15 protein-coding genes are annotated in these 14,761 nt (G+C 61.7%); all 15 read left to right on the top strand.

Annotated features, from left to right (window positions below; translation table 11 throughout):
• Positions 1 to 100 precede the first annotated feature (100 nt).
• The 15 genes from FOM02_RS17870 to FOM02_RS17940 all read left to right on the top strand — a co-directional run bounded on the left by FOM02_RS17870 (position 101) and on the right by FOM02_RS17940 (position 14,760).
• Positions 101 to 1,195, top strand: coding sequence for a hypothetical protein (locus tag FOM02_RS17870; RefSeq protein ID WP_265441936.1), 1,095 nt, complete (start codon positions 101 to 103; stop codon positions 1,193 to 1,195).
• Positions 1,188 to 1,529: a hydrogenase maturation nickel metallochaperone HypA gene (gene hypA, locus FOM02_RS17875; RefSeq protein WP_265441937.1), complete on the top strand. Its 342-nt coding sequence runs from the start codon at positions 1,188 to 1,190 to the stop codon at positions 1,527 to 1,529. The genes FOM02_RS17870 and hypA overlap by 8 nt, the downstream gene beginning before the upstream one ends.
• Positions 1,529 to 2,485 carry a hydrogenase nickel incorporation protein HypB gene (gene hypB, locus FOM02_RS17880; protein WP_265441938.1) on the top strand — a complete coding sequence of 319 codons (957 nt, stop codon included), beginning with the start codon at positions 1,529 to 1,531 and terminating at the stop codon, positions 2,483 to 2,485. Before hypA ends, hypB begins: the two co-directional genes overlap by 1 nt.
• Positions 2,482 to 4,737: a carbamoyltransferase HypF gene (gene hypF / locus FOM02_RS17885; protein WP_265441939.1), complete on the top strand. Its 2,256-nt coding sequence runs from the start codon at positions 2,482 to 2,484 to the stop codon at positions 4,735 to 4,737. The genes hypB and hypF overlap by 4 nt, the downstream gene beginning before the upstream one ends.
• Positions 4,738 to 4,787: 50 nt before the next feature.
• Positions 4,788 to 4,973, top strand: coding sequence for a HypC/HybG/HupF family hydrogenase formation chaperone (locus FOM02_RS17890; protein WP_322596990.1), 186 nt, complete (start codon positions 4,788 to 4,790; stop codon positions 4,971 to 4,973).
• On the top strand, positions 4,970 to 6,112 hold the full coding sequence (hypD, locus tag FOM02_RS17895) for a hydrogenase formation protein HypD (protein WP_265441940.1): 1,143 nt from the start codon (positions 4,970 to 4,972) through the stop codon (positions 6,110 to 6,112). The genes FOM02_RS17890 and hypD overlap by 4 nt, the downstream gene beginning before the upstream one ends.
• Positions 6,109 to 7,155 (top strand): hydrogenase expression/formation protein HypE, encoded by a 1,047-nt coding sequence (hypE, locus tag FOM02_RS17900; RefSeq protein WP_265441941.1) that lies wholly within the window; start codon positions 6,109 to 6,111, stop codon positions 7,153 to 7,155. The genes hypD and hypE overlap by 4 nt, the downstream gene beginning before the upstream one ends.
• Before the next feature lie 192 nt (positions 7,156 to 7,347).
• Entirely contained in the window at positions 7,348 to 7,503 is a 156-nt protein-coding gene (locus FOM02_RS17905; protein ID WP_265441942.1) for a hypothetical protein, read from the top strand.
• A 27-nt stretch (positions 7,504 to 7,530) separates the two neighbouring features.
• Entirely contained in the window at positions 7,531 to 8,643 is a 1,113-nt protein-coding gene (gene ald, locus FOM02_RS17910; RefSeq protein WP_265441943.1) for an alanine dehydrogenase, read from the top strand.
• Between the two features lie 744 nt (positions 8,644 to 9,387).
• Positions 9,388 to 9,582: a 4Fe-4S binding protein gene (locus FOM02_RS17915; protein ID WP_035730311.1), complete on the top strand. Its 195-nt coding sequence runs from the start codon at positions 9,388 to 9,390 to the stop codon at positions 9,580 to 9,582.
• Between the two features lie 191 nt (positions 9,583 to 9,773).
• The gene (gene sufB, locus FOM02_RS17920; RefSeq protein ID WP_265441944.1) at positions 9,774 to 11,003 is read left to right on the top strand and encodes a Fe-S cluster assembly protein SufB; all 1,230 of its coding nucleotides are present in this window, start codon (positions 9,774 to 9,776) and stop codon (positions 11,001 to 11,003) included.
• A 61-nt stretch (positions 11,004 to 11,064) separates the two neighbouring features.
• Positions 11,065 to 11,814: a Fe-S cluster assembly ATPase SufC gene (sufC, locus tag FOM02_RS17925; RefSeq protein ID WP_027557854.1), complete on the top strand. Its 750-nt coding sequence runs from the start codon at positions 11,065 to 11,067 to the stop codon at positions 11,812 to 11,814.
• A gap of 11 nt (positions 11,815 to 11,825) precedes the next feature.
• Positions 11,826 to 13,148, top strand: a complete 1,323-nt coding sequence (gene sufD / locus FOM02_RS17930) for a Fe-S cluster assembly protein SufD (RefSeq protein ID WP_265441945.1) — start codon at positions 11,826 to 11,828, stop codon at positions 13,146 to 13,148.
• Positions 13,145 to 14,392: a cysteine desulfurase gene (locus tag FOM02_RS17935; RefSeq protein WP_027557856.1), complete on the top strand. Its 1,248-nt coding sequence runs from the start codon at positions 13,145 to 13,147 to the stop codon at positions 14,390 to 14,392. The genes sufD and FOM02_RS17935 overlap by 4 nt, the downstream gene beginning before the upstream one ends.
• Positions 14,389 to 14,760, top strand: a complete 372-nt coding sequence (locus FOM02_RS17940) for an SUF system Fe-S cluster assembly protein (RefSeq protein ID WP_027557857.1) — start codon at positions 14,389 to 14,391, stop codon at positions 14,758 to 14,760. The genes FOM02_RS17935 and FOM02_RS17940 overlap by 4 nt, the downstream gene beginning before the upstream one ends.
• Position 14,761 lies beyond the last annotated feature (1 nt).

Below are 14,761 nucleotides of genomic sequence, written 5' to 3' on the forward strand. Positions count from 1 at the left end.
AAAGCTTGGAGAAGGTTCGCCTTCTGGAGGGATCCCATGGACGGAGCGGGCGCGGCGACCGCCGGCATACCTCGCCCAGGATGTTGGTGGAGCGGTGCGCATGAGCCTCGCTGCCGGCAACAAAATCGATGTCACCGTATCGCTAGCTGCCGACGTAGTCGCCGCGATCGAGATCCTTCCGCGAGTCAGGCCGCCGCTGGCACGGCTGTTCGCTGGCAAGCAAGTCTCGTCGCTGCTCAGGGTGCTGCCGCGGCTGTTCGCATTGTGTGCCGCTGCACAGCAAGCTGCACTGCTGTCCGCGGTCGAGACGGCGCGGGACGAAGTGATCACTCGTACAACAAAACAGCGTCGTATTACGCTTATCGTTATCGAGCGCATCGCGGATTTGCTACGGGCCCTGTTTGTCGGACATCTTACGCAAGACATCGCCAGTGCGGCGGCAATTCGCTCCCTGATGCGGGCAATGTCAGCGCTTCTCGGCAGCGCACACTCACCCCGGCACTCCGCTCAATGCGAAGCAACAGCGCGGATCGTGGCTGCGCTGAACGCGCTCGGCATGACGAATGAGGGGGGCGCGGTGAGGTCCGGTAGCCCATTGGCGCTTCGCATTGCAGCGCTTGATGAGATCGACCTTAAGCGAATTCCGGCGGAGCACTCGTTCCTGTCCGTTGCTGACGACCTCAACATCGTTACGCGGCTGCTCGTGGATGGCGCGAGGTTTTGCTATTGTCCGGATCTTGACGGAAACGTGCCCGAGACGGGTCCATGGGCGCGCCAAATGACGCGTGATCGACTCTCGCCCAGCCCTTCCGGTGCGGCCGAGCGGCTGAGGGCCAGAATTGCTGAAACGCTCCGGTTATGTGCCTGGCTCAAGGCCGGTGCTCAGATTGACTCGGCAGAGCACGGGATTATCGAAAGATACAAGTTAGGGCCCGCCCGTGCGGCGGCCGCGGTCGAATGCGCCAGGGGGCGTCTCTACCACGCGGTTGAGCTCGATCCTCAAGGCCGGATATCCCGCTTCGAATTCCTTGCGCCGACGGAGTGGAACTTCCACCCGTGCGGACCGCTTGTCCGCAGCCTGCAGGGAGCGGTGCTGATGGCTGGACGACGTCGGGATGCAGTCGATGCGGTGATCGCCTCGCTCGATCCGTGCGTCGGGTTCACCCTCAATTTTCGCGAAGTTGGCGATGCATGAAATGGCGATTTGTCTCGGCATCATTCAAATCGTCGAGGAGGAGGTACGTCGGCGATCGTTCTCGCAGGTGCGGAGCGTCTGTCTAGAGATCGGAGCGCTGACCCATGCCGCGCCTGAAGCGCTCAGGTTCTGCTTTGCTGTCGTTGCAACGAGGACGGCCGCCGAGGGGGCAGTCCTTAATATCGTCGAACTGCCAGGCGTTGCCTGGTGCATGAACTGTTCGAAGAGCGTCGAGATTGCGCGACGCGGTGAATGCTGTCCTTGCTGCGGCAGCTATCAGTTGCAGGTAACCGCGGGCGAACAGATGCGCGTGAAAGAGCTGGAGATCGATTGATGTGTACCGTTTGCGGCTGCACCGAAGGGACGCCGTCGACCAAGCGCGCCAAGGCGCATGATGCGGAGCGCCATGAGGGATACGATGCCCATATGCAGGGCGATTGCGATCGCCATTGTGCCCGTCCGCATGACGACCAAGGGCCGCAGCGTTCGAACCATGCTGGCGATAGTCATAGTCGCAATCCTCGCTCTGCCCATCACCAGGCTTATGGTGGGCAGGCGCTTCTGAGCGGTGCCGGGCCGGCTGGCTTGAAGGTCGCGGGTATGAGCAGAGAGCGGGTCATTCAGATCGAGCGCGATATTCTTAGCAAGAATAATGGGATTGCGGCGCACAACCGCGCATTCTTTCTCGCCAATGACCTGCTTGTATTTAATCTTTTATCCAGTCCCGGTGCAGGTAAAACGACGCTACTCGTCCGCGCGGCGTCTGAGCTCAAGCGCAGCCGGCCGGTTGGGGTTATCGAGGGCGACCAGCACACCTCGAACGACGCCGAACGCATTCGGGCCGCCGGCGTGCCATCCATTCAAGTTAACACCGGCAAGGGTTGCCATCTCGACGCTGCAATGATTGGCGAGGCTTATCGCCAGTTGCCACTGCTCACGGGTGGTATTCTCTTCATCGAGAACGTCGGTAATCTGATTTGTCCTGCAGCATTCGATCTTGGCGAGGCCTGCAAGATCGTGCTGCTATCCATTACCGAAGGTGAAGACAAACCGCTCAAATATCCTGATACGTTTGCAGCTTCGTCGCTCATGGTGATCAACAAGATTGATCTGGCCCCGCTGCTTGAGTTCGATTTCGGCAAGACGATCGAATACGCCAGACGAGTCAATCCAAACATCGAGGTGCTTTTAGTTTCGGCTCGTACAGGCGAGGGTCTTGGCGCGCTCTACGCCTGGATCGATAGACGGGCATGGTATCAAAGGCGCGCCGTAGAGGACATAAGGCGATGAGCGCCGCAACCACCTGCGACCGAACGCGACTGCGCGTGCGCGTGGCTGGGGCCGTGCAAGGGGTCGGCTTTCGTCCTTACGTCTATAGACTCGCCGTGCGCTACGGATTGGCTGGGTTTGTCATCAATGGCCCCGAGGGTGTTACGATCGAGGTCGAGGGCAACCGTGCGTCGGACTTTGTAGCAACGTTGCCGCTCGAGGCACCTCCATTGGCACGCATCGACCACATCTGCGTTCGGGAGACGGCGGCGCTCGAGGCGAAAGAATTTTCGATCGGCACGAGCGAAGCCGGCAAATTGTCAACTCAGATCGTCGCTGATGCTGCTGCCTGCCAGCAATGCCTCAGCGAGCTGTTCGATCCAGAAAGTCGGCATTACCTTTACCCCTTCGTCAGTTGCTGCCATTGCGGCCCACGGCACACCATCGCCGAACGGCTTCCGTACGACCGCCGCAACACCGTGATGCGGGCTTTTAGGCTATGCGCTGCCTGCGCGGCCGAATATGCCGATCCGGCGAGCCGCAGGTTCCATGCGGAGGCGATCGCGTGTCCGACATGCGGGCCTCGGCTCAGCCATGGGATCAGCGCCATTGCCGCGGCAATCGCGGGGGGACAAATCGTGGCGATCAAGGGGCTCGGAGGATACCAGCTTCTTTGCGACGCGCGTAACCAGGATGCCGTGCAGCGTTTGCGCAGGAGAAAGCAGCGCCTTCAGAAGCCGTTCGCGGTTATGGTCGATTCCATAGAGCGCGTCAGCGACATCGCGGAGGCGAATGCGCCCGAGCTTGCGCTGCTCGAATCCGTAGCACGCCCCATCGTCCTTCTGTGTTCGCGCAACAATTTGGCGCCCGCCATAGCTCCTGGCTTATCTCGCGTGGGTGTCATGCTGCCTGTAGCGCCGCTGCATCACCTCATCCTTCATGCGCTTCGCTCGGCAGGGGCATGTGCGCGGACCAGCCCGATCATCGTCGCCACCAGCGCCAACCTTTGCGGCGAACCGCTCCTGATCGACAACGCGCAGGCGCTGCGGCGGCTCAAGGGGATCTCCGACCTTATCGTGACCCATGATCGCGATATAGTGACACGTGCTGATGACTCCGTGGTCTCGGTGGTGGCTGGCCGGCCGCGATTCATTCGTCGTGCCCGTGGCTATGTTCCCGAACCGATCAGGCTTGCGAAGTCGGTGCCGTCCGTGCTCGCCGTCGGCGGCGCACTGAAATCGACCGTCACCATCACGCGGGACAACCAAGCGTTCGTCTCCCAGCATATTGGCGATCTGGATACGGCCGAAGGCATCCGCGCGTTCGAGGAGACGATCCGACACCTTACATCGAGCCTTGATGTAGAGCCTGTCGCCATGGCCCATGATCTGCATCCTGATATGGCTTCTACCCGGTTTGCGGAAGCCAATGGCCGCGCGCTGATCGCTGTCCAGCATCACCACGCACACGCTGCCGCAGTGATCGCCGAGCACGGTCATGCGGGACCTGCGCTTGCCCTGGTGCTGGATGGCCATGGCCTTGGCTCCGAGGGCGGTAACTGGGGTGGCGAGCTATTGTTGTGCGAAGGGGCGGGGTGCCAACGCATCGGGCACTTAGCGCCCCTGCAAATGCCCGGTGGAGATCGTGCAGCCCGCGAGCCGTGGCGGATGGCCAGCGCAGTATTACACGGACTCGGTCGGGGTAACGAAATCGGGCTGCGCTTTGCGGCACAACGGCAGGCTGGATGTGTGTCGGCGTTGCTCGAACAGCCGGGCGGGGCCACCACGACCAGTGCGGGCCGATTGTTCGACGCCGCAGCGGCGCTGCTGGGGATTGCGAGTTTGCAGAGCTATGAGGGCGAAGCGGCGATGAAGCTCGAGGCGCTGGTGCGGCGGACTGCGATTCTCGAAGCCGGCTGGACGATCGATGGTGGCGTGCTGTCGCTTCGCCCGCTATTTGCGCGGTTGATTGCAGATGACATTGACGCGGTGGGCGGAGCCGGCCTGTTTCATGGCACTTTCGCCGCCGCCTGCGTTGACTGGGTCGCGCGGTCTGCGCGGACAACTGGCGTTAACACGGTCGTTCTGAGCGGTGGCTGCTTCCTGAACGCGGCGCTGGCGGATGAAATCCCGCGCGGTTGCAGCGCTGCCGGCCTTATCCCGCTCATGCCACGGCGGGTGCCGCCCAATGATGGCGGTTTGAGCCTTGGCCAGGCCTGGATTGCCGCTCTGCAGATAGCTCAACAGTCGTCCGCCAGGGGAGGATCAGCCTGACTATGTGTCTTTCGGTTCCGGCAAAGATTGCAAAAATTCTTCCCAACGACATGGCCATAGTGTCCATCGACGGCATCAGCCTAGAGATATCGATTGCTCTCGTCGACGAGCTCGAGGTCGGTGATTGCGTCCTTGTCCATGTGGGCTATGCGTTGGCCAAGATCGATCCGGTGGAAGCCGAGCGCACGCTGGAGCTGCTGCAGGAGCTGGGCAGCGCAGGGGAACGCCCATCATGAAATTTGCCGACGAATTTCGCAACAAGGCCATCGCCCAAGGAATTGCGCGTGCGATTGGCGCCGAGGTTAGTTCGCAACGGGCCTATCGGTTCATGGAGTTCTGCGGCGGGCACACTCATGCGATCTCCCGTTATGGCCTGGAGGATCTGCTGCCCGCGAACGTCCGCATGATCCACGGGCCCGGTTGTCCGGTCTGCGTTCTGCCCGCCAGTCGAATCGATATGGCGATCCGGCTTGTCGACCGACCAGAGGTCACTCTGTGCGTGTACGGCGACCTGATGCGTGCGCCTGGGTCTCAAGGACAGTCCCTGTTGCGAGCTAAAGCGCTCGGCGCCGACATTCGGATGGTCTACTCGACGCTCGATGCTATCAGGCTCGCCGAACAGGCACCGAGCCGCGAGGTGGTCTTCTTTGCCATCGGATTTGAGACTACGACGCCGCCGACGGCGGTGATGATCCGAATTGCCGAGAAGAAGCGGCTGAAGGGCCTCAGCGTGTTCTGCAACCACGTGCTTACACCCTCTGCGATGCACAGCATTCTCGAGAACCCCAAAATCCGCGACACCGGCGGGGTTCCAATTGACGGCTTCATCGGGCCTGCACATGTCAGCACCATTATTGGTACGCAGCCTTACGAGCCCCTGGCAGAACAATTTGGCAAGCCGATCGTGATCGCGGGATTTGAGCCGCTCGATGTGTTGCAGGCTATCCTGATGCTGGTGCGGCAGGTGAACGAAGATCGCAACGAGGTGGAGAACCAGTACAGTCGCGTGGTGACGCGTGAAGGCAATCGGCGTGCCAAAGACGAGGTATCGCAGATATTCGAACTCCGTGCGCAGTTTGAATGGCGTGGGCTCGGACTCGTACCCAACAGCGGACTGAAGCTGAAACCGGCTTACGCGCAATTCGACGCTGAGACGCGTTTTGCGATCCACGACCTGCGTGTCGCGGACAATCCAGCCTGCGAGTGCTGCGCGATTCTGCGTGGCGCCAAGCGGCCAGTCGATTGTAAGCTGTTTGGAACCGTCTGCACGCCGGAAACTCCCATAGGGTCCTGCATGGTATCGTCGGAAGGCGCTTGCGCGGCGTATTGGACCTATGGCCGAGTTCGCGATGAACCGTTGAGGCGGACGTCATGAGCGTAAAGGGCCATCAGCGCAAGCTCGACCTCGAGAACGGACGCGTTGATCTTTCCCACGGATCCGGGGGCCGTGCCATGGCACAGCTGATCTCCGGCCTTTTTCACCAAGCCTTTGGTAATGAATGGCTCGCCCGCTGCAATGATCAGTCAGCGTTTGAGGTTGCGGCGGGCAGAATGGTGATGACGACCGACGGCTATGTGGTCTCGCCGCTGTTCTTTCCCGGCGGCAATATCGGGTCACTGGCTGTGCACGGCACCATCAATGACGTCGCGATGTCCGGCGCGCGTCCCCTCTATCTGTCGGCCAGCTTTATCATCGAGGAAGGCTTCCCGTTTTCTGATCTGAAGGTGATCGCGGATTCGATGGGCTCGGCAGCGCGTAGTGCCGGCGTTCACATCATTACCGGAGACACCAAGGTTGTTGAGCGTGGCAAGGCGGATGGTCTGTTCATCTCTACAACCGGGATCGGGATTGTGGCCGATGGGCTCGATCTCTCCGCCGACAAGGCAAGGGTGGGGGACCGTGTGCTGGTGTCCGATAGCCTCGGCGATCATGGGGTGACGATCATGTCAAAACGTCAGAACCTCGCTTTTCAGACCGAGGTCGGCTCGGATTCCGCAGCCTTGCATAATCTCGTGGCGGTCATGGTTGCCGCCGGCGGTAGCGGCATCCGGGTGATGCGCGACCCCACGCGGGGTGGGCTTGCCGCGACCCTCAACGAGATTGCGCATCAATCCGAGCTCGGGTTCCGTCTGCACGAAGCATCCATTCCGGTGAAGCCGGCGGTTGCGGCTACCTGCGAACTCCTTGGACTGGATCCCATCCATGTCGCCAATGAAGGCAAGCTCGTCGCCATCGTCGCACCTGATTTGGCTGACGCCGTGCTTGCAGCCATGAAGGCACACCCGCTCGGGTCCGATGCAGCTGATATTGGCGAAGCGGTGGCTGACAATCGGAAATTTGTCCAGATGGCGACCGGTTTCGGCGGTCGACGAATTGTCGACTGGTTGTGGGGCGAACAATTGCCTCGGATCTGTTGACACGCTGCGCATCGTCCAGCTTTTGGAAACCAGGTTTATGAGCAATGGTCGTGAGCCATCACCCATCAGCTCTGGAAACCATCCCTTCTATGGGCAATCTGCCCACCGGCAAACTGCGAGTTTGCTCTTTGGGCGTGCTGAATATCGGTTGTTAGTTTTTCCACGAGCCGAGAACGCAATTCGAAACGATTCATGGCCATCGCGCAGTTTCGACGGTTGCGCAGCGCATGGTCACACGATCCGCTCGGCACCCATGGGTTTGAAATCCTGCGAACCTTGTCAAATATCGTTGAATTTCTGCGCCGTTTTGACGGCAGCGTCGCAGCATCGCCGCTCGCTTCCGATTAGAAAGGCGCTTCAGGCAGGAGTTTTCAAATGAAGGTCGGAGTCCCCAAGGAAATCAAGGTGCACGAATATCGCGTGGGCCTTACCCCGGGAGCTGTCCGCGAATACGTGGCAGCGGGCCACCGCGTGATGATCGAGACCAATGCCGGCGCTGGCATTGGTGCAACCGATGACGATTATCGCATTGTTGGCGGAACGATTCTAACTTCCGCAGCTGAGGTATTCGCATCGAGCGAGATGATCGTAAAGGTTAAGGAACCTCAGCCGTCCGAGTGGTGTCAGCTGCGGGAAAATCAGATCCTGTTCACTTATCTGCATCTGGCCCCCGACCCGGATCAGGCCAAGGGCCTGCTGAAATCTGGATGCACTGCGATCGCCTACGAGACCGTAACTGATCCGCATGGTGGTCTTCCGCTGCTGGCGCCGATGAGCGAGGTCGCGGGTAGGCTTGCGATCGAAGCGGCGGGCAGCGCCCTGAAGCGGAGTGCAGGCGGACGAGGGCTGTTGATCGGTGGAGTGCCTGGTGTTCAGCCTGCCCGAATCGTGGTGATCGGAGGTGGCGTCGTTGGTACGCACGCGGCACGCATGGCGGTTGGTCTGGGCGCAGAGGTCTCCATCATCGACCGTTCGATACTCCGGCTCCGCGAGTTGGACGAGCTATTCGAAGGACGCGCTCGCACCAGGTTTTCGACTATCGACTCTGTGGAGGAAGAGGTATTTGCGGCGGATGTGGTGATTGGTGCGGTGCTCGTTCCAGGTGCGAGCGCGCCGAAGCTGGTCCGCCGGAGCATGCTGAGCTCGATGCGCAAGAGGGCGGTGCTCGTGGACGTCGCTATCGATCAGGGCGGCTGCTTTGAGACATCGCACCCAACCACTCACGCTGATCCTACTTACGAAGTGGATGGCATCATTCATTATTGCGTGGCCAATATGCCCGGGGCCGTGCCGCTGACCTCGAGCCAGGCACTGAACAACGCGACGCTGCCGTTTGGTTTGGCTCTGGCCAACAAGGGCTTTACCGCCGTGCTCGAAAATCCGCATTTGCGCGCAGGTCTCAACGTCCATCGGGGCCGGCTAACTTACGAAGCGGCGGCCGAAAGCCTCGGGCTGCCCTTCTCACCGATCGAACAGGCTGCGGCCTGATCCCAGAGGCCCTTATGGGCATTTCCTCCCTGACTTAGGCCACCCTCCTCCGGGGTGGCTTCTTTTTTTCGGCTCCATCGATCTGCTACCGGCGCCGGCATGCATTTCGAACGTGGAGCGAAGCGAAGGATCGCCAGACGAGCGCCTCGCTTTAGCCCCCACGATGCGAGACAATGTACTTTCGCCCATATAGCGCATATGAATGCCGGTTTTGCCAGGTAAGCCGAGCCAATTGAACATGCGTCCACGGGGGCCCGCGATCACCGGCGACTTTGTCTGGCTTGATCGCCGCCAATCGGACCGGCTGTGGAGACGCCAACCGGGCCGGTGATGACTGCCGCGGGTTATTTACCGTGGTGCTGTCGCCGGCGCCGCCGCTGTACCGGTGAGTGGAACCATCAAGAGGCGGCTCGGGGGCGACCCGACGCACCGGCGGAGAACTTTTTGAAGTCGCGCGGCGCATCCATCATCGCCGCGGCGCGGGGGCCTTAGCAAGGATCGCAGATCGTTCCCTGAGCTTGGCGAACGCGGTTCACCTGATCGCTGACTGCCGTGAGATGGACCATGCGCAAACCACGGCATCGAGCTCAAGCTACTGTCATGCGCGTTGTAGGATTTGCGACACCGTGTCGAGGCGGCGACTTGCGTTATCAAAAATAGCTCAGACAAAATCGAGTTAATCTGTTTGGCACAAGACTTGAAAGCAAGAAACTGTCCGCAAACTTCGCTCATGGAATCGCAGTGATGGCCTACAAGATAATCGCATCCCAGTGCACCGTGTGCGGTGCATGTGAGTTCGAATGTCCCAATGCCGCGATCAGCCTGAAGAACGATATATATGTGATCAATCCGACCCAGTGTACCCAATGTGAGGGGCACTTTGACGCGCCGCAATGCGCCGTCGTTTGCCCGGTGCCAGATACCTGTGTGCCGGCATAGGTGGAGTAGTCGATGAGGGGAGCTTCTGCGCGAAACATGATGAAGACGCTATCGACAGCCGCCGTCCGTCGGATTCGTCTTCTTCTTTCACTCGCTGGCCCCGAGTTGCCGGCGACTTGCGCGATCCGCTTGGATCGATTGCGGCGGAGTCCCCGCCGGCGGGAGCTGTCGTTGCTCCAGTGGAGCGGGCAATGGTAGCTTTACAAGAGACAGTCGAGCGCGTGAAGCGCATCGGCGACCAGTATCGATATGGGTTTGAGACCCTGATCGAGTCCGAGAAGGCCCCCAAGGGGCTGTCGGAAGAGATCGTAAAATTCATCTCGCAGAAGAAGAACGAGCCCGCCTGGATGCTCCAGTGGCGGCTGGAGGCCTATCGGCGCTGGCTGACCATGACCGAGCCGACCTGGGCGCGCGTCGAGTATCCCAAGATCGACTTCCAGGACATCTACTATTACGCGGCGCCGAAGCCGAAGAAGACGGTCACCTCGCTCGACGAGATCGATCCGGAGATCCTGAAGACCTACGAGAAGCTCGGCATCCCGCTGCGCGAGGTCGCGGCGCTCGAGGGCGTTGAGCCGCCACCCGGCGGCGAGCAGACGCCGAACCGCAAGATCGCGGTCGACGCGGTGTTCGATTCGGTCTCGGTTGCGACCACGTTCAAAGCGGAGCTGAAGAAGGCCGGCGTGATCTTCATGCCGATCTCGGAGGCGATCCGCGAGCATCCTGAGCTGGTGCAGAAATATCTGGGATCGGTGGTTCCGACCTCGGACAATTTCTATGCGACGCTGAACTCGGCGGTGTTCTCCGACGGCTCGTTCGTCTACGTGCCGCCGGGCGTGCGCTGCCCGATGGAGCTGTCGACCTATTTCCGCATCAACGAGCGCAACACCGGCCAGTTCGAGCGCACGCTGATCATCGCGGACAAGGGCTCCTACGTCTCCTATCTCGAAGGCTGCACCGCGCCGCAGCGCGACGAGAATCAGCTGCATGCGGCCGTGGTCGAGCTCGTCGCGCTCGACGACGCCGAGATCAAATATTCGACAGTGCAGAACTGGTATCCCGGCAATTCGGAAGGCAAGGGCGGCATCTACAACTTCGTCACCAAGCGTGGTGACTGCCGCGGTGATCGTTCCAAGATCTCCTGGACCCAGGTCGAAACCGGCTCGGACAAATGCGGCGCGCACACCGTGCCGTACATCGAAGCCAAGAACTCGTCGGCAACGTTCGAGCACGAAGCGACGACCTCGAAAATCTCCGAGGACGTGCTGTTCTACTGCATCCAGCGCGGCCTTTCGCAGGAAGAGGCTGTCGGCCTCGTCGTCAACGGCTTCGTCAAGGACGTGCTGCAGCAACTGCCGATGGAATTCGCGGTGGAAGCGCAGAAGCTGATCTCGATCTCGCTTGAAGGGTCGGTCGGCTGATCGCCGATCCTCGCGGCGCGCTGAGGCGCTCCAACATCAATTGAATAGACTGGATACCACGATGGCTTTGCTTGAAGTGAAAGACCTCAAGGTTCGTGTCGAGGAGCGTGAGATCCTCCACGGGCTGACGCTGACCGTGAACGAGGGCGAGGTGCACGCGATCATGGGGCCGAACGGCTCCGGCAAGTCGACGCTCTCGCACGTCATCGCGGGCAAGCCCGGCTACGAGGTCACCGACGGCCAGATCCTGTTCAAGGGCGAGGATCTCCTGGAGATGGACCCGGACGAACGTGCCGCGAAGGGCGTGTTCCTGGCTTTCCAGTACCCGGTCGAGATTCCCGGCGTCGCCACCATGACGTTCCTGCGCACCGCGCTGAACGCGCAGCGCAAGGCGCGCGGCGAGAGCGAATATTCCACCCCGGACTTCCTGAAGAAGGTCCGCGAGGTCTCGAAGTCGCTGAACATCCCGCAGGACATGCTCAAGCGCGGCGTCAATGTCGGCTTCTCGGGCGGCGAGAAGAAGCGCAACGAGGTGCTTCAGATGGCGCTGTTCGAGCCGAGCCTGTGCATCCTCGACGAGATGGATTCCGGCCTCGACATCGACGCGCTGCGCATCGCCGCCGACGGCGTCAACGCGCTGCGCTCGCCTGGGCGCGCGATGGTCGTGATCACCCACTATCAGCGGCTGCTGAACTACATCGTGCCTGATTTTGTGCATGTGATGTCGCGCGGTCGGGTCGTGAAGAGCGGTGCCAAGGATCTGGCGCTGGAGCTGGAGGCGTCCGGCTACGCCCAGTTCGAGGACGCGTAAGGATTTTTGCGATGAACGTTGCTGTGGCAAAGACCGGGAACGGCCGCGCGGTGAGCGATCTCTTCGCCAGCGCCGAAGGCCGCCTGCCGGGTTCGCCGTCCGTGATCGCCGGCCGCCGCGAGGCGTTCGAGACCTATGAGCGTCTCGGCCTGCCGCATCGCCGGATCGAGGAATGGAAATATACCGATCTGCGCGCGCTGGTCGGCGAGGTGCTGCCGCTGGCGGCCAGCCCCGATGCGGCTGCGCTCAAAGCTGCCGCGGAGGCCGTGAAGGCGCATGCGATCGCAGGCGCCCGCAAGCTGGTGCTGGTCGACGGTGCGTTCGTGGCCGATCTCTCCGACGTCAAGGCACTCTCGTCCGAAGCGAGCCTCAGGACGCTGCGCGAGGTGCTGGCGAACGAGGCAAATCCCGCCACCAGCGATCTGCTCCAGACCGCCGCGACCGATGCGGTGATCTCGCTCAATGCGGCGATGGCGACGGATGGCGTGGTGGTCTCGGTGGCCGACGGCACGCAGCTGTCTGCGCCTATCCAGGTCATCCACATTGCGACCGCGGCTGGCGCGTCCGCGTTCACTCGCTCGCATCTGCGGATTGGCAAAGGCGTGCGCGCCACAATCGTCGAGAGCTTCGTCGCGGCCGGGAAGGCGAGCGGCTACCAGGTCAACGATGCGGTGATCCTCTGGATTGGCGATGACGCTGACATCGCCCATATCCGTTTGATGGACGACGCGCCTGACGCGGTGAACGTCACCTCGCAATTCGTCACCGTCGGCGCCAACACCAAGCTGAACTTCTTCAACATGACCACCGGCGCAGCCGTCAGCCGCCTGCAGGGCTTCATCACGCTGGCAGGCGAGGGCAGCGAGCTCTCCGCCAATGGCGTCAACCTGTTGCAGAAGACCGAGCATGGCGACACCACGCTGGTGGTCGATCATGCCGTGCCGAACTGCGTCAGCCGCGAGGTCTTCCGTGCCGTGATCGACGATCGCGCCCATTCGGTGTTCCAGGGCCGCATCATCGTCCGTCCCGATGCGCAGAAGACCGACGGCAAGATGATGACCCGGGCGCTGCTGCTCTCGGACGAGGCCGAGGCCGACAACAAGCCCGAGCTCGAGATCTTTGCCGACGACGTCTCCTGCGGCCACGGCGCTACCGCCGGCGCGCTGGACGACAGCCTGGTGTTCTATCTGAAGGCGCGCGGTCTGCCGGAGAAGCAGGCTCAGGCGCTGCTGATCCAGGCTTTCGTCGGTGAGGCGATCGAGCAGATCGCTGATGACGGATTGCGCGAGCACGTGATCGGCATCGCCGAGCGCTGGCTGGAGCGGCGGTCATGAGCACCCATCCCGCAGTCAAGAACGGCGCCTATGACGTCGCGCGCGTGCGCGAGGACTTTCCAGCGCTCGCCCTGGAAGTCTACGGCAAGAAGCTGGTCTATCTCGACAACGCCGCCTCGGCGCAGAAGCCGAAGTCCGTGCTCGACCGGATGACGCAGGCTTATCAGTCCGAATACGCCAACGTGCATCGCGGCCTGCATTACCTCGCCAACGCTGCGACCGAAGCCTATGAGGGTGGCCGCGCCAAGGTGGCGCAGTTCATCAATGCTGCGCGGACCGAGGAAGTGATCTTCACCCGCAACGCGACCGAGGCGATCAATCTGGTCGCGTCTTCGTGGGGTAGCCCGAACATTAAGGACGGTGACGAGATCGTCCTCTCGATCATGGAGCATCACTCCAACATCGTGCCCTGGCATTTCCTTAGGGAGCGCCAGGGTGCCGTGATCAAGTGGGCGCCGGTCGACGACGAGGGCAATTTCCTCATCGACGAGTTCGAGAAGCTGCTGACCGCGAAGACCAAGCTGGTCGCGATCACGCAGATGTCGAACGCGCTCGGCACCATCGTGCCGGTCAAGGACGTCGTCAGAATTGCCCACGCCCGCGGCATCCCGGTGCTGGTCGACGGCAGCCAGGGCGCGGTGCATTTGCCCGTCGACGTCCAGGATCTCGGTTGCGATTTCTACGTCTTCACCGGGCACAAGGTGTACGGTCCGACCGGCATCGGCGTGCTCTGGGCCAAGTACGACCACCTCGTCGCGATGCGCCCCTACAACGGCGGCGGCGAGATGATCCGCGAGGTCTCGCGCGAGATCGTCACCTATGGCGATCCCCCGCACAAGTTCGAGGCGGGCACGCCCGCGATCGTCGAGGCCGTCGGGCTTGGCGCTGCCATCGACTACGTCAATTCGATCGGCAAGGAGCGCATCGCCGCGCACGAAGCCGACCTGACTGCCTACGCCCAGGAGAAGCTGCGCGAGATCAATTCGCTGCGGCTGATCGGCACGGCCCGCGGCAAGGGGCCGGTGATCTCGTTCGAGCTCAAGGGCGCGCACGCCCATGACGTCGCCACCGTGATCGACCGCCAGGGCATCGCGGTGCGCGCCGGCACGCATTGCGTGATGCCGCTTTTAGAGCGGTTCAACGTGACCGCCACCTGCCGGGCCTCGTTCGGCATGTATAATACGCGGGAAGAAGTCGATCATCTGGCACAGGCGCTGCTCAAGGCGCGGGATTTGTTCGCATGAGTGACACGGCCGAAATCAAAGCCAATCCGATGGAGACTCTCTCGGCGCTGCCGCCGGAGGAGACCGAGCGCCTGACCACCGAGATCATCGCCGGCCTCAAGACCGTGTTCGATCCGGAAATCCCGGCCGACATCTACGAGCTTGGCCTGATCTACAAGGTCGAGATCAAGGATGATCGCTCGGTCGACGTGCTGATGACCCTGACGACGCCGAACTGTCCGGCCGCCGGCGAGCTGCCGACCATGGTCGAGAACGCGGTTGCCAGCGTCCCCGGCGTCGGCGTGGTCGACGTCAAGGTGGTCTGGGAGCCCGCATGGTCGCCGGAACGCATGAGCGACGAGGCCCGCCTCGTGCTCAACATGTGGTGAC

The organism is Bradyrhizobium sp. SEMIA (genome assembly GCF_014844175.1).
GTDB classification, from domain to species: domain Bacteria; phylum Pseudomonadota; class Alphaproteobacteria; order Rhizobiales; family Xanthobacteraceae; genus Bradyrhizobium; species Bradyrhizobium arachidis.